The sequence below is a fragment of the Paenibacillus sp. NEAU-GSW1 genome, assembly GCF_009737085.1.
Taxonomy (GTDB): Bacteria; Bacillota; Bacilli; order Paenibacillales; family Paenibacillaceae; genus Pristimantibacillus.
Genome location: NZ_WOVL01000036.1, coordinates 24,560 through 48,493, shown reverse-complemented (window position 1 = coordinate 48,493; position 23,934 = coordinate 24,560). Strand labels below are relative to the sequence as shown.

The following is a 23,934-nucleotide window of genomic DNA, read 5'->3' as shown; positions in this document are numbered from 1 at the left end:
CCCCCTCAAGATGAGATTTCCCAATTCGTAAGACCCCTTGAAGACGACGAGGTTGATAGGCTGGGGGTGGAAGCACAGCAATGTGTGGAGCTGACCAGTACTAATCGGTCGAGGGCTTATCCTAATGGAGCCCCACAAAGTGAAGCGAATGCTTCCGGAGTTAATTCCGATACCTTTGCGGGGACCCCGAACTTGCTAAAGAGTTCAAACATTTCGCATCCAGTTTTCAAGGTACAACCCTTGACCGTTTGGTGGCGATGGCGGAGGGGAACCACGCGTTCCCATACCGAACACGACCGTTAAGCCCTCCAGCGCCGATGGTACTTGGACCGCAGGGTCCTGGGAGAGTAGGACGTCGCCAAGCACGAGAAGCCTGCCGCATGTGATGCGGCAGGTTTTTTGTTGTTCATAGAGTTGAGCGCGCTAACGATAATGAGCCACGTGCTAATGGACACCAGCGCCCTTATTTACTTGAAAACTGACTCGAATGAGCTGAAACTGGCGCAATAGCGTCTCTGATGTCCGTTAGCGAATAATGAAGAGAGAAAATTACTCGAATAAGGTCTCTCATGTCCGTTACAGTTTCGAGGTAAAGGGAAAAGGACAGCATAGAGTGCGGAGAAGGCGGCAGTAGTTTTAGCGACTACTATATCTGCTGATGTGCCAGCAATTTTATCTTCCCATAGGACTATTCTATCCATATAATAGAATAGTCCTAGTTTTATACGTAAAGGAAGTGAGTGGATTGACCATACAAGAGCAAACGATTAGCCGAAACGAGCTGCATAAGCCATTCTCAATACCTCGCATCCTGCTTTTGCTCAGGAACGAGCCGATCCTGACGACACTTTTCATACTCGGCATTTTCATCCGTATATATGGAATTGCTGCATTTCCTGCCGGTTTGAATCAAGACGAAGCTTCGATCGGTTACGACGCATTTGCCATACTGAATTATGGAATCGACCGTAACGGCAGCTTTTTGCCGATTCATCTCATCGCCTGGGGGAGCGGTCAGAACGCGCTTTATGCCTATTTTTCTATGCCGTTTATATGGCTGTTCGGATTAAACGCTTTTTCGATTCGCATCGTAAGCGCGCTTGCAGGCGTGGCTACACTTTTCTTGTTTCTATATGCGGCGAAACGTTTTATTCCAAACCATCGCGCAGCGGTTATCGCTTCATTTGTGATCGTCATCTGCCCTTGGCATATCATGATGTCGAGATGGGCGCTGGAATCGAATCTATTACCGGCACTCGTACTGCTTGCCGTTTGTTTTGCGCTCAAAGCGCTTAACAATCCGAAATGGCTGTTTGCCTTTTCAGCGGTTATGGCGATATCGCTGTACGCCTACGGCACTGCTTATTTTTTCGTGCCGTTGTTTGTCATTTCAATTTATGCGCTGTTCATAATAAAACGATTGATTACGGTTTGGCAGCTTGCCGCAAACGTGATTGCAGCCTTTGTGCTTGGCATACCAATAGCGCTTTTCGTATTAATTAACCGCCTCTCTTCGGATGCGATTCATGCAGTCTTTACGATTCCAAAGCTGACCGTTCCCCGCGTAGAGTCTGTTTCCAGCGTGTTTGGTTCGGAAATGATTAGCAGCTCGTTTCATAATATGAAGCGGTTTCTGGAAATTATCATTAGCCAAAATGACGGATTACTATGGAATGCGATTCCTACATACGGCTATATGTATCCGATTGCGCTGCCCCTAATCGTTCTTGGTCTTGCAGTAACGGCAAAGTTGCTGAAAAGCAAGCTTGATGCCGCGCAGTTGATTATTATGCTTTGGCTGGTTTTTGCCATTTCGTTAGGATTTATTTTGAGCGATGCCAATATTAACCGGATTAATATTGTGTTTTATCCGCTGCTGCTTCTAACGGCGGCCGGTCTTGCATGGCTGATAGACAAGGAAAAATGGTTAGGCAGGCTCGCAGTCGTCATGCTAGCGGGATACTTTTTATTTTTTACGAACTATTATTTCAAGGAATATCCGAAGCAAATCGGCCCGATGTTTTTTGAAGGGCTGGGCGAAGCGATCCAGTACGCGTCGGATGCGACCGATGGCACCGTCTATATTACCGACAAAATAAACATGCCTTACATTTATGTGCTCGTAAATGAAAAAGTAAATCCGCATGATTTTATGGATACGGTTGTGTATTCGAATCCAGGCGGCGCTTTTCAACAGGTTCAATCGTTTGGCCGATACCGCTTCGGACAGCCTGTCATTCAAGAGGGCGAAAAAGCGGCATACCTCATGTCGAGCGGGGATGCGCTCCCCGAGGACATATCCAAATATAAGGTAAAGCATTTCAAACAATATTTAGTCTTGACTGAGAGATAGGACGAAATCAGGCGAATTAGGCAATAAAATAGCATTAGCGGAAGGCAAATGGCTCCTAAGGGGGCCATTTGCTTATTTAGCGGGCTTAATGGAAGTATAGCTGGCTCTTTCACTTTTACAGCTATGATAAAATGAACGCATCAAATGACTAGCGCTGCAAGGTCAAGGAGAGAGACATCATATGTTAAGCGGCTGTAGATCAAGATTTCGTTTACCAAAAGGCAGTACGGTGCCTCCCGAGAGAAGGCTGGGTGCGAACGCTGTCGTCTCGCTCATCATTCATGGCTTTTTTCAATTTGGAGCCTCGATGTCGGGGCTGTTCCTCAATCTGTACTTATGGCGGCTGACGGAGGATCTAGTCATAAACGGCCTGTACAATATTATTGTGTACGGCAGTTTGCCTGTTGTTTTTGCTATCGGGGGCTGGGTCGCCAAGCGATGGGACAAAATGCTGATTTACCGGATCGGCATTGCAATGAACGCTTTGTTTTACTTGCTTGTCGTCATCGCGCAGGAGCAAGTCGTGCAATACTATATTTGGTTTGCTCTTTTAAACGGTATTGCAACCGGTTTCTATTGGACAGGCTATTTGATTATGCAGTATGACGTTTCTACCGACGCCAATCGGCTGCGGTACCTTGGCGTAAACTTAATTGTCTTTAATACTGCGGGTCTTGCTGGGCCGGCGTTGGCTGGCTATGTCATTAAGCAGAGCGAAGGTCTGCAGGGCTATATGATTATTTTTATGCTCGCTTTCGTAATGTTTATTGTCGCAGCCATTATCAGCTTTCGGATTCCAGCAATCAAATCGCACCACAAGGCGTACTACTTGAAGTTTGCGGGACTGTTGATGAAAAAGCATCCGCGCTGGCTGATGGCGCTAGTGAGCTTCTTCGTATTCGGGCTTTTTCAGGGCATTATGCTGTTTCTGCCTAATATTTTGCTTTTCCAAGCGGTTGGCCGCGAAGACTGGGTCGGTTACTTAGGCGTGTTTTTCTCGGCGCTGACAGTGGGTACCGGTTATGCGATATCAAAAACAAAGAAAGAAAATGTAAGCTCCTATTTGCGATATTCAACTACGGCTATTGTGATCGGGGCGGCCATGCTGCTGATTGAAGTGAAACTTTGGTCGGTAGCGATATTTATGATCGTGTTCTCGATCTGCAATCCGCTTGCAAGCAACACGCTGAATACGTTTTATTTTCGGATCATGAGCAGTTTGCCCTTGAAAGGGCAGCTTCGGGTAGAATCGGTAGTCATAAGGGAGCTGTTCTTGAATACCGGCCGAGTGCTTTCGATAGCGATGATGATCATTATGGCGCAGGATACCGAATCGGTATGGCTGCCAATCGTGCTGTTCGGCGGAGCGCTTCTGCAATATTTGCTTCTTCCGCTCGTACGCGGCAATAAATCGGCAGCCGGCGAATAATGAGAAAAGCTAGTTTTCAATTAGAATATTCTATGAATTCCATTGTCAATAGTGATGTTATGGTAAAATCAGTTTCCGTCGGACATGTTCGGCATGGACAGCATGAGCTAGAACTGGAGGGAACTGATGATGATGAAAAAAACAGCAGGAATGTTCGCTATCGCGTTGCTGGCGGCCATTCTAACGTTGACCGGCTCCGCCGATGCTTCTGCCTTAAAGCTAGGCAGCAGCGGAGCAGCGGTCAAAGATTTGCAAGAGCGGCTTTATATGCTCGGATATTATAAAGGGTCGATCACAAGCAAATTTAGCGTGTCGACCAAGCATGCAGTAATGGCTTTTCAAGGCGGAGCCGGACTCGAGAAGGACGGTGCCGCAGGAACGTCAACGATGCGCGCGCTGCGCAAAGTGACGGTAAGCCGTTCGGATTTATCGCGGCTGGCGCGAGTCGTGTATGCGGAGGCGCGGGGCGAAAGCTATAGCGGCCAAGTGGCGGTAGCCGCCGTTGTGCTTAATCGGTCACGGTCGCCGTTGTTTCCTAGCAGCGTGCGCGATGTTATTTTTGCTCCGAACGCTTTCAGTGCAGTAAGCAACGGCCAATTCTGGCTCTTGCCCGATGATGAAGCGTTCGATGCGGCAAAAGCAGCGGCACGCAGAGTGGACCCGTCAAAAGGCGCCTACTATTTCTATAATCCGAGGGTGACGGATTCAACCTGGTTCGAGTCGCGCAAAGTGACGGCGAAAATCGGCAATCATGTTTTTCTGAAATAGCTGTTTGGTGAACTGGCTTTCTGCTGCATTTGCAGCGGAAAGCTTTTTTATTCCATTCTGATGTGAAAGTGAGAACAGATTATTCTCAAGGCAATAGTGCTATAATTGATAAAGAAAACATGAGGAAAGCTTGATTATGATAATAAGTAAAGAAAATGCTGAACGATTCTATATGAACAAGAAGGTGTGGAGGTATCTGTCGCTGTATTTATGATCCATTGGCATGTTCACAGAAGGAGAGCGGTACATGAGCCAGCTTCATCAATATAAGGACTACATTTCGACTTTGCAAGACAAGCAGCTGACGAAGGAGCTGCTGCTTGTGCCCGAGCTGCTGCTTGCAGTCGATCATAAGCTGTCTGTCTATTACATCCCTTTCGAATATGTCAATGAAAGCGCGAAAGTGATGATTATCGGCATTACGCCTGGTTTTACGCAAATGAAGCTAGCCTATGAGCAGGCGATCATCGGATTGGGCAAGGGGAATCCATACCCAGATATCGACAAACGGGCGAAAGGCGTTGCCAGCTTCGCAGGATCGATGCGTAAAAATTTGTACAGCATGCTCGATGCAATCGGCCTGCCGGAAGCGATTGGAATTGAAAGCAGCGAAGCGTTGTTCGAAAAAGACCGCCATTTGCTCCATACGACTTCGGCAGTCCGTTATCCTGTATTCCGGAAAGGAAACAACTATACGGGACATCAGCCGGAGCTCGTAAAGTCCGATTTTCTGATGAGCTACGCTCGAAGTATTTTGCTAGAGGAGCTGCGTGCTGTAAAAGAGGCGCTCATCGTACCGTTAGGCAAGTCTACAGCCGATGTGCTGGAGAAGTTTATTGACGAGGGAGAGCTTGATCCCGTCCGCTGCCTGCTTCAAATGCCGCATCCTTCCGGAGCGAACGGTCATCGGTTTCGGCAGTTTGCCGAGCGAAAAGATGAGATGGAGCGGCGCGTAAAGCAGTGGTTTCTCAATCGTTGACCGGCGGGGCAAAAAATACGGAGATCAAGCAAAAAGTTACGTATTCCTCATGAATGCGACAAAGCTTTCTCTATATCAACGTTGACCGTTTGACAGGCTTCTCGTTAGCGTTTGGTTACAATCTATCTATCCTGCCAACTGAAGGGAAATGATAGAATGAACCGCGCAACGAAAACGCTAGTAATCGTACTCTCTCTTATGTTATTGTCGCAGCAGCTCGTAATGGCAGGCAGTCTGTTTTCGTACGAATGGAACCGGAAGCCGGCTGCGGCTAAAGCTTTTCCGTTGAAATATACGGAGACGGAAGGCATTCTCACCTTCCGCGGTTCGAACGAGCGGAGCGCGCCGTCTTTCGGCACGACCTCGATGACAACATTCAAACCGAAAATCGCATGGTCGAAGCAAACCAGGTCAAGTTCGTGGGGCGGAGGCGCAGGCTGGACGGGACAGCCGGCAATTGTGAAATGGTCGCCTGAAGTGTTGAAAGCGATGAACGTTAAGCCGAAATTTCAGTCGAAAGCGAATTTTACCGAAGTCATTTACGCTTCGCTTGACGGCTATGTCTATTTTCTCGATCTAGGCACCGGAGAAGAGACGCGCAGCCCAATCAAAATCGGCAATCCGATCAAAGGGAGCGTGTCGGTAGATGCGCGAGGCTATCCTTTGTTGTACGTGGGGGAAGGAATTCCCGAGAATGGCACGATCGGCTTTAGTTTGTACAGTCTGATCGATCAAAAGCGGCTGTTCAGAGCAAATGGCATCGATTCCTTCGCCTATCGCAAATGGGGCGCGTTCGACAGTTCGGCGTTGTTCAACCGGCAGGACGATACGCTGACCGTTGGCGGGGAGAACGGACTTATGTATAAGATTAAGCTGAATACGGCGTTCGAACCGGCGAAAAAGAAACTGACGATCAAACCGGAAGTCAGTAAATATCGGTATAAAATAAAAGGAAACAGCTATCAAGGCATTGAAAATTCCATTGCGGCGTACGGCGACCTTGCTTTTTTCGCGGATAATGGTGGCAGTCTGCAAGCGATAAATGTTAAAACTCACGAGCCGAAGTGGAATCTAGCCCCGCTTGACGATACCGATGCGACGATCGTCATTGAGGCGGAGAATGACGTTCCGTTCCTCTACACAGGAACAGAGGTCGACAAGCAAGGCACTGAAGGCTATGCCTATATACGAAAAATTAATGGGCATACGGGCAAGGTTGTATGGCAGCAAAAATACGCCAGCTTCTCGCAACTCGGCGATCATCCGGTCAATGGAGGGCTGCTAGCCACGCCGGTGCTGGGGAAGAAAAGCATTTCGAATTATGTTATTTTTACAATAGCGAGATACGGATCGTTTAGCGGCGGGCTTATGGTGGCGCTGGACAAGAAAACAGGCAAAGAAGCGTGGCGTATGACGATGAAAAATTACGCGTGGTCGTCGCCGGTTGACGTTTACGATGCGGACGGCAAAGCTTACATCATCCAGGCTGATTCGGCCGGTGTGGTATCCGTCATTGATGCGAGCAAAGGCAAAAAGCTGGGAAGCTTGAATATCGGAACGAACATTGAATCGACCCCGTCCGTGTTTAACAATACGGCAGTCGTCGCTTCGCGAGGCGGAAAAATATACGGAATCGCTTTGAAATAATATGGTAAACGGCTGAGATCGCCTAGTCGTCTCAGCCGTTTTGCTTGGTTAGCGGCGAGGGTATCTTTTTTTTCCTTTGCCGCCCTTTTTAATATTGACGTTGATTTTTTTCGACTCTTGACCGCCGATCTCGTCGTTTTTCTTGCCGGCCAAGCCGCTTCTGCCGTTGCCGTTCGCGAAGTTGGCGAATTTATTTCCGGTACGGCTTTTGAATGCCGATTGACCGCCCTGGTTAGAGTTTTGTCCAACATTTTTGTTGATTTGCCCGCCGCCTTCTGCACGCTGCTCAATGTGGATGTTGTTATAAATGTTGTAGTAGTAATTGTAAGTGATCGAGCTGCCTTTTTTGTGGCTTTTTTTGTGACCTTGTCCATAGCTCATGTTTATCCCCTCCTCTATTGATACAAGCAGTATATGCGAATCTATCAAATCGGATTATGTGGTTGTCCAATAGACGGGTTTCATGTTAAGTCATGTCGGACGGAAAAGCATTCCCGACCCTGAGAATACCGAATGCCGAGAAGCGCAGGTGGCTTTTCGGCATTTTTTTGCACATTTTTCGTTATTGGAAGGATGCATGCACATCATCGATAAACCGTTTGGCGGCCGGCGAAAGGAACCGGTCCCTTCTGGTTTGCAGCCCGACCTCGCAGATCGCGCCTTCATCGGCAATGGGCAGCCATGCCAATCCATCGAGTATTAATCCATTCGTTTGCGGAAGCACGGATATGCCTAGGCCAGCTGCGACAAAACCGGCGACGGTCATCAAATCGTCAGCCTCGAAAGTCGTAGCGGGCTGAAAGCCGACCCGGCCAAAGCAGGCGCATAGCGATTCGTTTAGGCCGCAGCTATTTTTCACCTCAATGAACGGCTCGCCTTCAAGCTGTTGGAAGCGGATTTCCTTCAGACCGGCAAAGCGATGAGCGCTCGGAACGACGACATACAGCGGAGCTGTCAGCATCGGGATCCAGGCGTACGTATCCGAGTGCGGCTTAATCGAAGTGATGGCCATATCGCTGGCGCCGTTATCTAGCTGGTTGACGATGACCGTGTGGTTGCCCTGCTTTAAATCAAAGGATATGCCTGGATGCTTTGCGCTAAAGCTGCGAATGAGCTTCGGTACAAGCTCTGCCCCAAGAATGTTCAAATACGACATGGAAATGATTCCTGTCTCGGGATCGGCCCATTCCTGGACGATTTGCTTGCCGCTGTCAAGCTCATCCAACGCCTTCGTCACCGATTCGGCAAACCGTTTGCCGTAGCGGTTTAGCTGAATCGTTCTGCCGCTTCGCTCGAACAGCGGAACGCCCAGCTCATCCTCCAGCTTGGAAATGGCATGGCTTAACGCGGGCTGCGTAATGGACAGCGCTTCTGACGCTTTGGTCATATGCTGAAGCCGGACGACTGTTAAAAAATAGTTGAGCTGCGTGAGCTCCATCGCTTTTCATCTCCAAATCATAAATAATATTCATTGATTTTATTATTATCATAAATTAGACGGCATGATTAATCAACGATAAACTGGAATCAAACGGAAGGGGATGATGAGATGAAAGTAACAGACGGTATAGCAACGGTAGAAATGACATTGCCATTCAGAGCAATTGGAGTAGGTACGAAAGCGGAGGATGAACCGGATCGATACAACCTTACGCTGCTTTGGGATGAAGAGGGGGCGATACTGGTCGATGCTGGCGTTACAGGCATCGTACCCGTTCTGAAACAAGCGATGGCGCTGGAAGGCATTCCCGAGGAAAAGCTGCAAAAGCTGTTGCTGACCCATCAAGATTTGGATCATATCGGAGGCATGGCGGAATTGCGGCAATATTTTCCGCAGCTGATCTCCATTGCTGCGACAGCCGAAGAGAAGCCATTTATCGAAGGGGAGCGCAGGCTGCTTAAGCTTACCCCGGCATTCGTAGAACGCTTGCGCGCTAATGTGCCGAAGGAGATGCCAGAGGATCAGCGCAATATGATTGCCGGTCTGCTGGAACGACCGCCATCCGCGCCCGTTGACCATATTGTTGCGGATGGCGAGGAGATTGCAAGATGCGGAGGCATCGTCGTCATTCATACTGCGGGGCATACACCAGGGCATATTAGTTTCTATTTGAAGCAAAGCCGGACGCTGATCGCCGGAGATGCGCTGATGATCCATGACGGCCGTATCGTGTTACCGATCAACAATGTGGACGATCAATTGGCTCGCCAATCGATCAAGAAGCTGCTGAACTATGATATCCAGACGTTAATCTGTTATCATGGCGGCGTTCTTAGCGGCGATGTGAACGAGAAGCTCAAAGAGCTGGCGGAACGGGCAGAGTTCGCATAACTTTATAGTCAGCAAAAGAAGTCCGCATGGCGATACTGCCCTGCGGACTTTAAGTCGCATTGGCTATTTTTCCACGTATCAGGAAGTTAAGAATTAATTCGTCTATCCCGTACATGCACTTCTAGGCTCCCGCCCTCATACAATGTAAAACCGACTTCATTGTGCACTGAGGGGAGCTGCCCCTCGGTGATCCGACCTGGGGGTGCATGGAATTATGGGATTGTTTGCGGCCATCGCGCTGTTTATTAAACAGCTGTCAATGCTTGTATCGTACGTCAAAAATAACGCCTTTCCGCAACCGCTTCACGAGGATGATGAAATGAAGCACTTGCAGCTTATGGCGGAGGGCAATGCGCATTCGCGTAATTTGCTTATCGAGCACAACCTGCGTTTGGTTGCGCACATCGTCAAGATGTTATGGTCAAAGTCGCACGTCAAATGTACGTCGTCAAGAACCGCGTGTTGATTGTTAAATCAAAGCATCGCGGCGAGAAATCATTTATCGAATAAAAGAAGAGGCGCCCGTTAATGGGCGCCTTGTTTGTCTACATGAGATCAGAGAGACTAATCAATCCGACAAAGTTATACTTTAAACTGAGTCGGATTTTTAATAAATCCTTCGACCGAATGCTGCCGATGTATTTCCCTAATTCTTGACTTTCTGAGATGCCCTGAATCATACTCACCGTTGCAATCGATGTTTCCTCTAAGAAATTGTTATGCTTTTTCTTAATTTTGACGTTGATATCCTTATCATACAATCTTGAATCTCCATCCTTCGACAAGGGGACGAAGAAGTGTTTTCGGTCTGCCGTATGTAAATAGACAGCAGGACGATATTTTTCCATTGAATACACAATAAATACATCCCCTGGGGATAGACTGAGCATACAAACTCACTCCTGACATGAAGTTTTTGTTATAAGATATCTTGCCCCCGCCAACATTCTCCATTCACCTTTGTCTATAGGCACATATTGGGAATAAAGTGTTCAACCAGTCGTTCCATTTATGGTACTATTTTCTTATTCGAGGAATGGATGGTGAAATCAGTGAGCGAAGCAATCAAAGCTAAGTTGCCCGAACAGAAACGCATTGAGAAACTGACCACAATAAATCGAAATTGGTTCTTGGAATTCGGAGAATGGCTTAAAACCAGAACTAGTAGGCGTGGCAAACCTTACTCTCCAGAAACAATTAGCCAGATGAGAAATGTCGTTTTAAACCGCTTATCTAATTTCGGCAAAACAAATGCAAATGAAATACCCATAGAATCATTCGAATCTTTCTTTAATCAAGAACGACGCTTAACAACAAGAAATAATAAAGTGAATCATATTATTGCTTTTTATACATTCCTTTCGGAAGAAAAGAAAGTTGATCTCCCATTTGAAGTTACAGAGTTAAACCGGCATATACGAAAAAAAGAAGAATTGACAAACGATTTAGAAGGCGCTGCAAAGGCGCTTACTATTGAGGAGATAATTTTGATACGGAATCATTTAATAAACGACCCTAGACGACTGTTTGTCTTCGAGATGGTGTATCAATACGGTTTGAACTTAGGTGAATTGTCTCAATGCGTTGAGCAAAATTACGATTTTAATACAGGAATATTTAAAATTAAGCGAAATCGAAAACTCGAAGAATTTCATGTAAATGCCCGAATCTCAAATTTGATTAATGAAAACCGCTTTATTTTAAAACCAATTGCAAAAACCGGCAGCCAAGACCGTTTTAAAACCCTTGGAGTGATCCTGCAAGAAAAAGGACTCATGAATAAGACGGTAAGATGGAAAGACATCGAAAAAACCCGAGAACGTAATTTTTTTCGATGCCCTGGCTGCGAGAAGTTATATGAAAATACGCCTGATAATTGGGCTTTAATTCAACATGAGATCGATGAACATAAGACCAAATGGATTGTTTGCAGAAGTACCTGTGCAGTAACGGGGGTATAACATGAGCAAAGTAATAATCTTTGATTTAGAAGCAGGCTTACCCATATACAAAGTAACAAAAAAGACATCGTTATTCGAACGTGGTCAAAGCGAGGTTGTTCTCGGTTCCATTGATAACGAACTTGATAAACGACAAGAAGAACTAAAACAAGCAAACATTCATCACGATATCGGCTCCGAAGAGGATTCTATTCCAGGTTGGGTAAAGGTAACTGCAAAGACCGGACGCTTTGGCGAGGAACTTGCCATAGCCTATTTGAAAGAACAATCATTAGGAGAAGTTAAATACGTTGGAATGAATGCCAAGCTAGGGTATGACATTCAAGTATCATATGAAGGGCAGCTTCATGCTTATGAGATAAAAACCACAACAAAGGATAATAACAAGTTTTACATTTCATACAATGAACTACGCGTCGCAGAAAAAATGCAAAATTTATATCATCTTCTTTTCATTAAAATTAATAATATTGCTCGAACAATAACCGGGTACCATATTGTCAATCCAATTAACATGTTAGATATTGATTTTCATACAATTTCCAAGCTTATAAATAATCAAAAGATTGAATTGGCTTCAAATCAGTTCGTTATCAATATTAATGATAATTTCTTACTGAGTACATTTGATGATATTTCATTAGATGCGTATGTTGGAAGAGCATCAGTAAAATAAATTGTACTTCTTTTTAAGGATTCAGTTCAGAAAGAGATAATAAATTCTCTGCTCAAGGTATTAGTTGAGAGTGGCAAGAGAAAAAATAATTGCTTCACGAAAATCATCTTATATGGCTAAATATCAACGTTAAACGCCTTTGACTGTATAGCCATAGTCCATGTTACGATCTCTCTACATTCCGTGAAGGAGAATGCAACATGGACTTAGAAACACAGCTACACTACATGCTCAAAGAGGAAAGCTACTTAACCAGATCTATACCGTCGAAACGCTATTAATGGCATTGCAAACGGCTGTAACCAAAGAACAGGATTGCTTGGACTTGGAGACAGTCAGAGAAGTGGTAGATCCTATTCTTGAACTTGAAACAGACATTAAGAACGAGTTACTTGAACTTGAACAAATTGGAAAACAATTGTCAGCCAAAAGAGCTGCAGATGCTGTTGCCAAAGGAATATAACTTCTAATTGTAAATATACTTATAGTATGTTTTCGATTTAGGAGGAAATATGTATTTTTATAATGAATATCATCAATTCAACTTTCATGTGATGTTAGAAAAGTATCCGATCGCACAACAAAATGCTGAGTATCGCGTTGCTTGCTATATCGTTGCTCACCCTGAAATTTATGAAAAGGCTACACGAAAATCATGGGAAAATATATTCGATGAATGGATGGATACAGAAGATTTCTCAAGAGGCATTCAATTGCTGATTGACTTAGGTTTGCACCTTTACGGTGGTGGATTCCATCGGTTTGATTTACTGTACGGAATTGAAACGTGGGACATTGGTAATTACTCTGTTTTCAAACAAGCGTGTGAAATACGAAAAAGTTTTGCTTGAAGCTGTCATTAGGCAGCTTTTTCATATTTCTTTAGAAGGTACATATACATATAGATGAACCATATTACGTACTAGGAGAATTATAATGAAAAACTACAACTACGCATTGGAAGCAGAGCTTGGACTTGCACCAAAATTAGAGGACAAATATAAAAGTATTCCCGACGAGATGACGTTAACATCTGATCAAGTCGCTGAACTCATCGGAATGAGCCCGGTTAGTGTTCGGCGTTGGTGCCATAATGGGAAGTTACCCGCTTATCAGTTTGGTCGAAAATACGTTATTACCGGCGAGGCTCTTAAGTCTTTCATGCAGAAATCTAAAATCAGGGTGGAAACAGCGAAGGATGTCTTTATGAATTGAGCACTGAATATGTCGCTTTATCCTTTTTCAAAACAAACAAAATCGATTATTACTATAAGAAGCCTATAATCACCTTTCCTTGCCCTGACTGCGGCAAGGAAGCAAAAATGAATGCATTTGAAGCCACTTGGAGTTGTAACGCATGCTTTGCTCGTGGAACGCTTGTAAGCTTAATTAAACTTACAACTAGCTCTCACTCAGGCAAGTTAACGGAGTCGATTTATAACCCTGGCAAAGAGATTCTAGACATTAGACGGCTACTCCAAGAAGTAAAGCGTTCTTCGTCAGAACGAAATCAAAAGTTAATCGAGAAAGCGTATAATAAAACGAACGCCTTATATTCGTATTTAAAAACCGAACCAGAATAATCACTGGTTCGGTTTTGTGTTTAACCTTTACAATTTGATCCCATGTAACAATGCACTCATTCTTACTCCAGGATATGTAATAAGCTTGGTGCTTATTTTTTTTGTAAAATCAGATTTAGAAAGATCTGTCCATACGGCATTTGATTCCCAATCGCAACCGATGTCTATAGATGTTCGTAATTCCCACTTTTTCGCCTTTTCATCTCTTTTAAATGTTATTCGATTCTCAATCCCCTCATAAATAAAGTGTATTGAAAAATACGGGTTGTCATAGTTCACATAAACATCAGTGATGTCTTTTATGACCTCGAACACACTGTGATTGTGTTTCCAAAACGTATTAATCATTTTACTTCTAACAGCCCACGCTTTTGCATACTTCTTTCCTTCATCTGTTTCCATAAAATCCATTTCATCACATCCAATTTATTAGATATGATTTTATTTTTTGAATTTACATTCAAATCCTAAAAAAAGAGAAGCGAAAAATTTCGCCCCTCAATATTACAACAAGCCAAGAACAATTCGAACCCTTTGCTCTTTGGTAATCTCTTTAGCTATTGATTTTTGATACGTTTGAACGATTGCCATTTCTGTGTCTTTGATTTGACTTTTTCCTTCAAATGAATTATTCTTTCTACATTTACTTCTTTCTGATTTTCCTTGTTAGTTATAACCTTAAACGTTACACGACAGTAACCACTCTCGAATATCGGGCGAACTTGCAACTCATACGTATAGAAGTTGCTTACTATTTTGCTTGCATTTTTTATATCTTTACCCTCCGGATCAGATATATGAAGTTCTGCGTCTAATCCATGTTCTTTTACAAATTCAACGACTGCCATAACCCACTTATTTTCATCACAATCCGTATTTATGATTATGTCTTCGATTTCGCACTGCTCTTTAACGGAAAGCACCGTTTGTTCAAGAATCATTTCAATTTTTCCGCCATCATCAAGCAAAAAGTACCCCCGAGACTCCTCTTTATCAGCTACTTTAACCTTGATGCCAAGCTTAATTCCTTCTTTACCATTTTCATTGTTACCAGTGAAAAACAGATACTCGAATTTCACACGTATATCCTCCATAATTCATTCTCTTGAACCATCGTTGTTATAAGAAAAGAATAGCACATGTCAACATTCAATTTGGAATTATCTTGTATGGAAAAGGAGAAACCGTGAAAGAATGAAAACAGAGTATATGTGTTAATTTGTTAAAGCGATGCGAACATTCGATCGCTTTAACAAATAATCGGAACGCTCAAAATGATACTGTTTTTATACAAATTCTTTACCGCTTTCGTTAGAAAGCAGTATCATTTGGATCACGTTGAGCGCATATACATATATTTGAGGTGAAGAAAGGAATATGACAAAGACATTACTCGACATTTCGATCGATAAATTGGAGATGCCGAATGAAGTGAAAAGAGCCTTTATAGCCAACGGCATTAATTCGATCAGTCACATTGTCACAAATACAGTCATGGATTTATGGCAGGTGTTGCTTAAACATTCGATTGAAATCATGAAGAAGGATGTTGCTTCGATTCGCGAGTCAGCATTTCAAATTGGGGAGGATGAAGGTTTTGGATGGGACACCGTTCAAATAAAAGTTGGTACATTTATCGGTTACTCCGAAGCCAATAAACTCATTGGACTGAGAAATACAACATTTATAAAACTTCTTCATAATGGCACATTCAATGAATTCTTGCTCCACGTCGGAAGAGATGTGCTACCTTCTCCATTAAGAAATACACCTGGCGGATCGTTTCCAAAGTTCGCATTCATTAGATCGGGCGTAGAAGCATTTATGAAGCGTTACAAATCACTCCCAGAGATAGCCGAGGAGATGGGTTATAACTACACCCGATTAGCGATATACTCCAAAGCCGGGTTAATGGATGAAGCCAAAATCGCTAAAGGGAAATGGGACTCCATTTGGATAAAAGAAAACTTCAAAAAAATAAAAATGGAATCGGTTGCTGGCAGGAGCGCAAAACGACGCAATTATTTCGGCATGCTAAGCCCTGTTCAACAAAAAATAATCAATGAATTTATTGATTATCGTACCGATAACAAAGTCGTTTTTAGCGCTTCCGCTCAGTTTCCTAAATTTAAACAAAGCGATGCACCAGATGATTGGAGAGCGCAAATTGCCCGTGCTTATTACTCGATCATCTGTTTTCGTAGCGGAATCAATAATTGGTGGGAATTAGAAGGTCGAAATGGCTATCGATTGTTAACCGAAGATGAACGCAAAAAATTTAATCCAGAATTGTTCGATTTCATGGATATTAACTCCAACGATATTCAAGCGCTCGTGCGGGGGAAAGGTGGAATGACTCGCTTCAGCGTCAAAAAATATATAAGAGGTTTCTTTTACTATTTATTGATGCAAGAAAAAGAAGAAATTCGAGCTCAAGAACGCGCAACCGGATTAACTATGCAAGAAGCTAGAGCTCGTCTTGTTGCTATCGGCGAAGATTTAGACGAAAACCTTGAAAAGTTTATGAGCAGAGAGAACGCTCAACCCGACAAAGAATCCACATCTTTATTTTTAACAAGAAAGCAACTGGTTCAGATGATTCACAATGTTTTCAACAGTACAGGCAAAAACCTTCATACACCGATCAAAAATACGGCTATGCTTGCATTAGGCTTTTTCAGCTGCATCCGTCCTATTGAAATGAGCAAACTTGAAATCGATAAACATTTCGAGCTCGATCAGACAACGAAGCTAATAAAATTAAAAGAATTCAAAGGCAGCTCAGGTGAAACGTATAAATTTGGCGTCATGCACGTTACTCGTGACATCAGCAAAATGCGCCAGTCTCCATCCGGCAAGTACGGCATATTGCTAGTACCCAAAGTTGTTCATTTTCTAAATTTATATTTGGAAAATCTCTATAACAAATACACCCTTCCTCGCGGAAAAGGATACTTATTCCGACCGCAAGACACAGAGGAATTTAGCGATTCACATTACTCTTCCAGTGCATCGATGGTGAATTGGATGAGTTATCACAAGGATATGTTCGAAGGGATTCTATCTGAAGACGAGATCTCACATTTCAGCAGCTATGACACGCGGCATACTGGAAACAACTTGATTGCCAAACGCACATTCTTTCGAAACCTGGTTCTCGAAGAGCAGAAATCGGATGTTGCCGAATATCACAGTAGGCACAAAGGTAAAAAAAGTACAAACAAAGAACATTATCAAGAAAAGATCGACTTAGAATCGTATGTCGAGGTAATCAATGCCGCCCTCAACTTCCCGTTTAATTTAGATGAATTAGAAATTTGGGAAAACAAAATGTTGGGCATTACCCCTCCTCCACCAGTTGCGGTTGTTAGCGATGAACCACCTAAGCTAGACGTAGCGACGAAGAAGCAAATCAGTAAAATCAATGCCGAACTCGACGATCTTAAACAAAGGTTTAATGCGCTCGGCAAATTGTCTAAGCTAAGCATTACCGAACGCACAAAATTAGGAGATGCACTTGAAGAAAAAATTCAAAAATTGACGACAGAAAAAGACCGACTAATCCTTGCAGCTACCGAGGGGGATACCACATGATTTCGTACGATCAATTTTGCTCACTCACAGAGAAGCTTGGCTTCTCTGTGTATACTTACTTACCTGAAGATGTATTTAAACCGTACAAAGATGGCTGGGAATATTCCGTTAACGATATCGCCGAACTGACAGGCAAATCCCCTGTAACTGTTCGAAAGTGGTTTACGACGGGTAAGATCAAAGCTTGCCGAACGAATCCCTGGGCAGCCCTAGGAAAGGACGTGAAGAACAAATTGTACATCGATCATTATCCCTACGTGAAAGATAAAATAAAGGTCTTGGAAAGTTTAGACCAAAAAAGAATACAACAAATTTTGAATATGGAATAAAAAAGCTTATACATTAATGAAGGAAACTTTTCTGCTTATGTCGAAGTATATGGAAACACGATATAAACAGAGGGGATATTTCAAAAGATGCATAAAAAATATGAAGATGTAGACGAACTAAGCACTTCATTAAAGGATCAGTTACAGACAAAGTCCACCTCCATTATTGCCAACTTAAAAAAGTGTGATTATACAAAAGCCGCAGCACTGCTAGATGCAATCACAGAAAATCTAAAATTATCTTACGACTCTGCAGAACTGAACAAACAAAGACCAACAGATGGTAAAGAAAAAAACCAACACCCCCTGAAGCCAATCAGAGGACAAATTTACAATGCATTTCTTGGTGAAAACCTTGGGAGTGAGTTAAGCGGCGAACACCCAGTAATTATTTTACAAAACTCATCCGGCAATCTATTTTCTCAAAAAGTAAATGTGGTACCAATCGAGGGCGACGGAAATAAGGTTAAAGAACCTTATCAAACTAAGCTAACAAGTAATGATCTTGAGGATGGTGTTACTTTAAAAAAAGATCCTTCTCGTGTTATTATTTCCGACATTATGTCAATCGATAAGGCTAGATTAGGTTTATTGGTTGGAAAAGTTAAGAAGGAAAAAATGAACGATATTTCTAAATTTATTGCTTCGCAACTTGAAATAAAACCTTGACAAGTTCTTTGTTTCTCGATATATTATAGACATCTAATATCTAGTCTCATTTGAGACACGGCTTCCTCGGAAGCATTTCTAGAAAAAAGAGAAATCATTGCGATTTCTCTTTTTTTCATTTCATATGTATAAACGCTTTGTCGCTAACATATACTAATTTTATCTAGCCGAAAGGCGCGGCTTCTGCGTATTTTGCAGAAGCATTGTCTAAGCCCCACACTTTCGTGGGGCTTTTATTTTTACTTAGTTATTGGACAATCTTTCACCCTCATACGTTGTACCGAGGTGACTGCCTTGGGTACAGATAAAAAGATTGTCATCATCTATGAGCCTCATAGCTTGGATTATCATGAGAAGGATGTCGCGGAAGCAGAGGCTGATCTTGACAACGTCATCCGTTATATCTTACAAGTGTTAATGCCCAAAGGAGCCGGTTCATTATGAACTCGGCTCTGTTTTTGTTTACGCATCAATGAGGTTTGTCTATAATAGATTTTATCGTTTGGTACAAAGGTGGTTTTGTGGTGTGAGAAGGATTGTTGCACTTTACGTACGTGTATCTACAACGCTTCAAGTAGATAACACCAGTTTAGAAGCTCAAATTGAGCTCTGTAAGAAGCATGCAGTATCAATGGGATATAAGTTTGAGGATATTCGTGTCTACCGTGAGGAAGGCGTTACTGGGGAGGATATTGATGTACGCCCTGTGATGACAAAGCTGCGTGAAGACGTTGCCGAAGGCATTATTGAGCGTGTCATATGTACGCACCCCGATCGTTTTAGCCGTGATCTGACCGACAAGTTGATTGTCGTCAGGGAACTTGAAAAAAACGGAGCCGACATCTCCTTTACGGATACCGAATTCGAGAAGTCTCCTGAGGGGATTCTGTTTTTTAACATCATTTCAGCAATCGCAAGTTATGAGCTTGCACTTATTCGCAAACGTACGGTACGTGGTCGCGAACGTGCTGTAAAAGAGCTAAAGAAGATTATGCCGATGCGTGTTGCCCCCTTCGGTTACGATAAGGACGAGAATGGACAACTCGTGATCAACGAAGCGGAAGCTCAATTCGTTAAGATGATTTATGAGTGGTACGTGTATGAGAATTTAACGACGCGTGAAATTGGCGAAAAACTTTACGCCGCAGGCGCTATGCCAAAACGTGGCGAATCTAAAAACTGGAGTGCTTCCAGCATTGGACGCATTTTATCATCCGAAATTTATATTGGGACGTATTATTACAACCGAAGAAAAACGAAAAAGATTAAAGGTCAAACAACAAAATCAGGTAATCCTAAACGTACGATCTCGCTTCGCGACGAAGAGGAATGGTTAGACGTTCCTGTTCCAGGGATCATTGATGAAAAGTTATTCGAATTAGCGCAAAAACAAAAAGATAAGAATAAAACAAACAAACATGTAGGTAATCAAACGTATCAATATTTATTAAAATCACTTTTGAAATGCGGTCATTGCGGTCGAACATGGGATGCGACGACCTATTCTGGTCGAGAAGATAAAATAACAGGCAAGCGAATGAAATATCGGTGTTACCGATGCCCGAATCAAGCGCCAAAGCGCTATGGTCCCGAAGTACAAAAATGCCAAAGCGAATCGTTGCGTGCTGAGCTTTTAGAGGATTACATATGGGCACAAGTCGTTAAACTGGTTTCTGATCCGACGGCTTTTTATAAGCATTTGCAAAACGAGACAAACGAAGGTGTAGAAGAACTTGAAGCAAGGTTAAAAGTATTAGAATCTCAAGCCGATCAACGCGAGAAAGAAAAAGACAAGATTAAAATTATGTTCCGTCATGAGGTCATTTCCGAACAAGAAATGATTAAAGATTTATCTAAAGTTAATGCAACGATCAGCGAATTGGAAACAGAAATAAACCGTTATCGTGTTCAAATTCAAAACCGCCTTAAAAGCGACTTGACGATGGAAATCGTACAGGAACTCGTCAGCCATATTCAATTAAAATTAAAGCAGCCTGAGAGCGTCACATTTGATTTCAAACGGCACATCATTGAAATGCTATTCACAGAAATCATTGTTCGATTTGAGCCAGATCCAGAGAACGAAAAACAGCGTTATATGGTTGTCACTTCAATCGGAGCGTTCGATAAATTGTTTGGAGCACACAACGAAATCGCGGCAACATTGGATTTGAGTGACATAGGAGTTCGAACACAACCTCAAAAAATTTGACAACACAGGTGAGGACCTCGAGGATTTGATCTCGATCGGGACGATCGGGCTTATTAAAGCGATCGAGAGCTTTCAGACGGGCAAAGGGACGAAGCTGGCGACTTTCGCAGCCCGTTGTATTGAGAACGAAATACTTATGCATTTGCGCTCATTGAAGAAAACGCGCAAAGACGTCTCCTTGCACGATCCAATCGGAACGGACAAAGAAGGCAATGAAATAACGCTGATCGATATTCTCGGTACGGAAGCCGATGATGTGGTGGAGCGGGTACAGCTGAAGATTGAGAAGAGCAAAATATACCGCAATCTCGATATTCTCGATGAGCGGGAGCAGGAAGTGATTCGCGGCCGGTTCGGCCTGGATCATGGCGGAGATGAGCGGACGCAACGGGAGATCGCGAAGGAGCTGGGTATCAGCCGGAGTTACGTATCACGGATTGAGAAGCGGGCGCTGATGAAGCTTTATCATGAGTTTTATAAGGCGAAGAAGTAATTAAAAAGAGTTTCCTTTAAATTAAGGCAATTCACTGACTAAAGTGGGTTGTCTTTTTCAATGTGTGCAAATTGTGGAACTTTGTGAATAATTCACAGCCTGCCGCGTTGGGAGCCATATACACCCGATGCGCCGATTGACGATAGGATGAAATTCCTTGTAAGGATATTTCAAGGAAATCAGCTGACGCGGCAGAATGGTTGGGGAGTCCTGAATATTTCAAAGCTAGGTAAGCTGGTTTTTATAATCTGTTGGCGTTGTTCCGGTAAATTGCTTGAATATTCTGCTGAAGTAAAAGGGATCAGGATATCCTACAACCTCGCCTATTTCCTTGACGGTAAGCTCTTGTTTAAGTGAGAGGAGATGCTTGGCCTCGTTCATTCGAAGCGACATGATATATTTGGAAGGCGGCTCACCGGTATACTTTAAAAATATTTTGCTTAAATGGGATGAATTAATGCTGAATTGGCGTGCTATATCCTCAAGAACAAGCTCGCTTTTATAATTCATTTTAATAAAGGCAGCTACTGCTTTAACGATTTCCTCAGGAGAATATTGTCGATTGATCAGCATTTTAGGTGATTTCAATGCAGATCGTTCTTTTTCAATGGTTAGCTTTAACTTGGACAGCATACTCTCGAGTTCCTGTTTTTTTACTGGCTTGAGCAAATAGTCTCCAACATTCATTTTTAAAGCCTGCTGGGCATATTCGAATTCACTGTAGCCGCTAATAATGATTTTTTTTACGCCGGGATAATCTCTGTCAACAGCCTTGATTAATTCAATACCATCTACAACCGGCATATGAATATCCGTAATAATGACATCCGGAACTTGGGTGCTTTCCATAAATTTCAGAACCTTGTCGCCATCAGGAGCAGCAAACAGAACATGGAATAAACGATCAATTTGCTGAATTTGGTTTATCAGCGTTTTGAGAAGCAATGGTTCATCTTCTGCCACAATGATATGAATGGGGTTCATTTGGTTTCCTCCTTTATCTTTTTTGGAACAAAGGACCGCCAATTGAAACAATAGCTCCTTGATCCGGTAAGTTGCGTATTTCGAAAAACATGAGATTGTTGTAATGCAGCTTTAATCTGATAAATACGTTGAGCAGCCCCATACCGTGCAATTTAAGAGTCGGAAGCAAATTGTTTTGTTCGATTTCATGAACCTGCGCATAAAAACGGCTGATTTCTTGTTGATCGAATCCGGGTCCGTTGTCTCTGACTTCTATGATCCAGCGGTTTTTATCTATTTTTCCGCTGACAGTAATCTCCCAGGGCGGGCTGATTTTGGTGCCGTATTTAATGGCGTTTTCGACAAGCGGCTGAATCATGATTTTAGGAATTTGTACTCGCTGGATGGAAGGGTCCAGGTGAATACGGTAGGCAAGCATATCCCCATATCTTAGCTTCATGCAGGTCATGTACATTTCGGTGTAATTGATTTCCGTCTGAATATCGACCAAAGCCGATTCATCAGAAGCACTATACCTCATCATGTCAGATAAATTATCGCACATCACAATAATCTGTTCGTTCATCTGCTCATAGGCCATGGCACTGACTGTTGCCAATGAATTGTATAAGAAATGGGGGTTCATTTGGGATTGAAGGGCGGTCATTTTGGCTTGCATTTCTTGCGATTGCGCGAGAAGTACTTGATCGAACGATTCCTTAAGTCTGGTATTCATTTTAAGAAATGAAGCGTTTATCCGATCCCATTCGTTCATCCCGCTGTTGAGTTCGATAACGTTGCCGGATACTAAGGATTCTAGATTCACTGCCTTTATTGTTTTATTTAGTGCACTTAACGGACTGGTAATTCGTTTGGCTGCAAAATAAGACAAAATAATAAGCGATATCAAGATCATAAGAGTGACAAAACTAGCTAGTCGCGTGAACTTATTAAGGGGCGAAAGCAGCGTTTTGTTAGAAATCATAACGGCGATATTCCAGTTCGTCTGGTCGGAATGTTTAATTGTAAGCAATACCGTGTCGTTCGTTTCGGGATCAGTCATATAAGTGCTCTGATCTTCGGAGAAACTGTATTTCGGGTTACTCAGAATGCTGTTGACGAATTGTCGGTCTTGTTCAGTAGACTCGTAAGGATATATGATATCGCCGGTATCGGAATAAATGATGACCTGCTCAAGCGAAGGATTGTTTTGCTTGAGTTGGATAAAGCCGTTAAACACCTTATTATAGCTCTGCTTAACCTCTACAATGCCTTTAGGAGTATTATATTTGTCCGAGAAGTTACGGAACAAGGATAAGGAAATATTGTTTTTGAGATTCATGGAGCCGCCGTAATTGGATTTCGATATGGTCAGCAGTTTCTTTTTTTTATTATTTTCTACGGCGGTATACCATGGCTGAGTTGTTAGATCTATTTTTTTTTGGCTGTTATCGAAGCCGACGCCAATCGAGATTCCTGAAAATAAGTGTAAATAGACTTGTTGAACGGGATAGGATGGGCCAATAAGCGCAACCAATATATCGTAAATATCCGTGTCTGATTTATTTGAAGGTATACTTGGGTCCGATGATAGCGTATTCAACATTTCGTTATGATTAGGAGGCTCGTAAGCTGAAACTCGATCCGTAATGAGATTTAGATATAGAATGCTGACAGATACAGCGTCTAATTTCTGTACTTCAAGATCCAACTGCGTGCGTAAAGATGAGGACAATTCGGAGATGGAGTTGAAGGCTTTTGTTTTCAACAAATTAGTAGACCATGAGTAAAACAGGATAAACAAGAATGAAATGCCGATAACGATAATTGACGAAAAGGTAAGGAATAGTGTCATTCGGATGGAACGCGGTTTCCTTATCATGCCGATTAGTCTCCCGTTCGTATTACGATGTTTTTTAATCATTTTGCTTCTATGCGAATTAATT

At 42.9% G+C, this 23,934-nt stretch carries 23 protein-coding genes, 2 rRNA genes and 2 pseudogenes; 20 read left to right on the top strand and 7 right to left on the bottom strand.

Annotation, left to right across the window (positions count from 1 at the left end; all coding sequences use genetic code 11):
• The 7 genes from GOM71_RS21725 to GOM71_RS21695 all read left to right on the top strand — a co-directional run.
• Window positions 1–124: ribosomal RNA gene (locus GOM71_RS21725) — 23S ribosomal RNA — on the top strand; the annotation flags it as partial.
• Between the two features lie 123 nt (window positions 125–247).
• Window positions 248–364: ribosomal RNA gene (gene rrf, locus GOM71_RS21720) — 5S ribosomal RNA — on the top strand.
• Window positions 365–745: 381 nt separating this feature from the next.
• Entirely contained in the window at window positions 746–2,353 is a 1,608-nt protein-coding gene (locus GOM71_RS21715; protein WP_173275910.1) for an ArnT family glycosyltransferase, read from the top strand.
• A 229-nt stretch (window positions 2,354–2,582) separates the two neighbouring features.
• Entirely contained in the window at window positions 2,583–3,782 is a 1,200-nt protein-coding gene (locus tag GOM71_RS21710) for an MFS transporter (protein ID WP_367649742.1), read from the top strand.
• Window positions 3,783–3,911: 129 nt separating this feature from the next.
• Window positions 3,912–4,550 (top strand): cell wall hydrolase, encoded by a 639-nt coding sequence (locus GOM71_RS21705; protein WP_173275907.1) that lies wholly within the window; start codon window positions 3,912–3,914, stop codon window positions 4,548–4,550.
• A 247-nt stretch (window positions 4,551–4,797) separates the two neighbouring features.
• Window positions 4,798–5,529 carry a uracil-DNA glycosylase family protein gene (locus GOM71_RS21700; protein WP_173275904.1) on the top strand — a complete coding sequence of 244 codons (732 nt, stop codon included), beginning with the start codon at window positions 4,798–4,800 and terminating at the stop codon, window positions 5,527–5,529.
• 156 nt (window positions 5,530–5,685) lie between these two features.
• Window positions 5,686–7,176, top strand: a complete 1,491-nt coding sequence (locus GOM71_RS21695) for an outer membrane protein assembly factor BamB family protein (RefSeq protein ID WP_156284907.1) — start codon at window positions 5,686–5,688, stop codon at window positions 7,174–7,176.
• 48 nt (window positions 7,177–7,224) lie between these two features.
• Here the strand turns inward: GOM71_RS21695 and GOM71_RS21690 are convergent, their stop codons facing one another.
• Window positions 7,225–7,557, bottom strand: a complete 333-nt coding sequence (locus GOM71_RS21690; protein ID WP_156284905.1) for a hypothetical protein — start codon at window positions 7,555–7,557, stop codon at window positions 7,225–7,227.
• Window positions 7,558–7,738: 181 nt separating this feature from the next.
• Window positions 7,739–8,614 carry a LysR family transcriptional regulator gene (locus GOM71_RS21685; RefSeq protein ID WP_156284904.1) on the bottom strand — a complete coding sequence of 292 codons (876 nt, stop codon included), beginning with the start codon at window positions 8,612–8,614 and terminating at the stop codon, window positions 7,739–7,741.
• A gap of 111 nt (window positions 8,615–8,725) precedes the next feature.
• Here GOM71_RS21685 and GOM71_RS21680 point away from each other — a divergent pair, with 111 nt between their 5' ends.
• Together GOM71_RS21680 and GOM71_RS24560 are read left to right on the top strand one after the other, a co-directional pair.
• Window positions 8,726–9,508, top strand: a complete 783-nt coding sequence (locus tag GOM71_RS21680) for an MBL fold metallo-hydrolase (protein ID WP_156284902.1) — start codon at window positions 8,726–8,728, stop codon at window positions 9,506–9,508.
• A 211-nt stretch (window positions 9,509–9,719) separates the two neighbouring features.
• Window positions 9,720–9,920 (top strand): annotated as a pseudogene (locus GOM71_RS24560) (RNA polymerase subunit sigma-70); the annotation flags it as partial.
• 133 nt (window positions 9,921–10,053) lie between these two features.
• On the opposite strand, the gene GOM71_RS21670 reads toward GOM71_RS24560, so the two are convergent.
• On the bottom strand, window positions 10,054–10,398 hold the full coding sequence (locus GOM71_RS21670) for a type II toxin-antitoxin system PemK/MazF family toxin (RefSeq protein WP_156284900.1): 345 nt from the start codon (window positions 10,396–10,398) through the stop codon (window positions 10,054–10,056).
• Between the two features lie 162 nt (window positions 10,399–10,560).
• On the opposite strand from GOM71_RS21670, the gene GOM71_RS21665 reads away from it, so the two are divergent.
• The 6 genes from GOM71_RS21665 (at window position 10,561) to GOM71_RS21640 (ending at window position 13,728) form a co-directional block, all read left to right on the top strand.
• On the top strand, window positions 10,561–11,469 hold the full coding sequence (locus GOM71_RS21665; protein WP_156284897.1) for a hypothetical protein: 909 nt from the start codon (window positions 10,561–10,563) through the stop codon (window positions 11,467–11,469).
• A gap of 1 nt (window position 11,470) precedes the next feature.
• A complete protein-coding gene (locus GOM71_RS21660; RefSeq protein WP_156284895.1) occupies window positions 11,471–12,145 on the top strand; it encodes a protein NO VEIN domain-containing protein in 675 nt (224 codons plus the stop codon).
• A gap of 193 nt (window positions 12,146–12,338) precedes the next feature.
• The gene (locus GOM71_RS21655) at window positions 12,339–12,608 is read left to right on the top strand and encodes a hypothetical protein (protein ID WP_156284893.1); all 270 of its coding nucleotides are present in this window, start codon (window positions 12,339–12,341) and stop codon (window positions 12,606–12,608) included.
• A 49-nt stretch (window positions 12,609–12,657) separates the two neighbouring features.
• Window positions 12,658–12,996, top strand: a complete 339-nt coding sequence (locus GOM71_RS21650; RefSeq protein ID WP_156284891.1) for a DUF2538 family protein — start codon at window positions 12,658–12,660, stop codon at window positions 12,994–12,996.
• An 85-nt stretch (window positions 12,997–13,081) separates the two neighbouring features.
• The gene (locus GOM71_RS21645; RefSeq protein WP_156284884.1) at window positions 13,082–13,360 is read left to right on the top strand and encodes a helix-turn-helix domain-containing protein; all 279 of its coding nucleotides are present in this window, start codon (window positions 13,082–13,084) and stop codon (window positions 13,358–13,360) included.
• A complete protein-coding gene (locus tag GOM71_RS21640; RefSeq protein WP_156284882.1) occupies window positions 13,357–13,728 on the top strand; it encodes a hypothetical protein in 372 nt (123 codons plus the stop codon). Before GOM71_RS21645 ends, GOM71_RS21640 begins: the two co-directional genes overlap by 4 nt.
• 27 nt (window positions 13,729–13,755) lie before the next feature.
• Here GOM71_RS21640 and GOM71_RS21635 read toward each other — a convergent pair whose 3' ends face one another.
• Entirely contained in the window at window positions 13,756–14,139 is a 384-nt protein-coding gene (locus tag GOM71_RS21635; RefSeq protein ID WP_156284878.1) for a hypothetical protein, read from the bottom strand.
• A gap of 146 nt (window positions 14,140–14,285) precedes the next feature.
• Entirely contained in the window at window positions 14,286–14,807 is a 522-nt protein-coding gene (locus tag GOM71_RS21630) for a hypothetical protein (RefSeq protein ID WP_156284876.1), read from the bottom strand.
• A gap of 298 nt (window positions 14,808–15,105) precedes the next feature.
• Here GOM71_RS21630 and GOM71_RS21625 point away from each other — a divergent pair, with 298 nt between their 5' ends.
• From GOM71_RS21625 to sigK, 5 genes and pseudogenes are all read left to right on the top strand, one after another.
• The gene (locus GOM71_RS21625) at window positions 15,106–17,322 is read left to right on the top strand and encodes a hypothetical protein (RefSeq protein ID WP_156284874.1); all 2,217 of its coding nucleotides are present in this window, start codon (window positions 15,106–15,108) and stop codon (window positions 17,320–17,322) included.
• Complete coding sequence (locus tag GOM71_RS21620; RefSeq protein ID WP_156284873.1) at window positions 17,319–17,651, top strand: MerR family transcriptional regulator; 333 nt, start codon at window positions 17,319–17,321, stop codon at window positions 17,649–17,651. Before GOM71_RS21625 ends, GOM71_RS21620 begins: the two co-directional genes overlap by 4 nt.
• Before the next feature lie 87 nt (window positions 17,652–17,738).
• Window positions 17,739–18,320 (top strand): type II toxin-antitoxin system PemK/MazF family toxin, encoded by a 582-nt coding sequence (locus GOM71_RS21615; RefSeq protein ID WP_156284871.1) that lies wholly within the window; start codon window positions 17,739–17,741, stop codon window positions 18,318–18,320.
• A 526-nt stretch (window positions 18,321–18,846) separates the two neighbouring features.
• Complete coding sequence (locus tag GOM71_RS21610; protein ID WP_367649741.1) at window positions 18,847–20,532, top strand: recombinase family protein; 1,686 nt, start codon at window positions 18,847–18,849, stop codon at window positions 20,530–20,532.
• Window positions 20,513–21,025, top strand: a pseudogene (gene sigK, locus GOM71_RS21605) (RNA polymerase sporulation sigma factor SigK); the annotation flags it as partial. The gene GOM71_RS21610 and the pseudogene sigK, both read left to right, overlap by 20 nt.
• Before the next feature lie 225 nt (window positions 21,026–21,250).
• Here the strand turns inward: sigK and GOM71_RS21600 are convergent.
• Both GOM71_RS21600 and GOM71_RS21595 read right to left on the bottom strand, forming a co-directional pair.
• Window positions 21,251–22,009 (bottom strand): response regulator transcription factor, encoded by a 759-nt coding sequence (locus tag GOM71_RS21600; RefSeq protein ID WP_156284867.1) that lies wholly within the window; start codon window positions 22,007–22,009, stop codon window positions 21,251–21,253.
• Window positions 22,010–22,022: 13 nt separating this feature from the next.
• Window positions 22,023–23,870, bottom strand: a complete 1,848-nt coding sequence (locus tag GOM71_RS21595) for a sensor histidine kinase (RefSeq protein ID WP_216651803.1) — start codon at window positions 23,868–23,870, stop codon at window positions 22,023–22,025.
• Window positions 23,871–23,934: the final 64 nt, after the last annotated feature.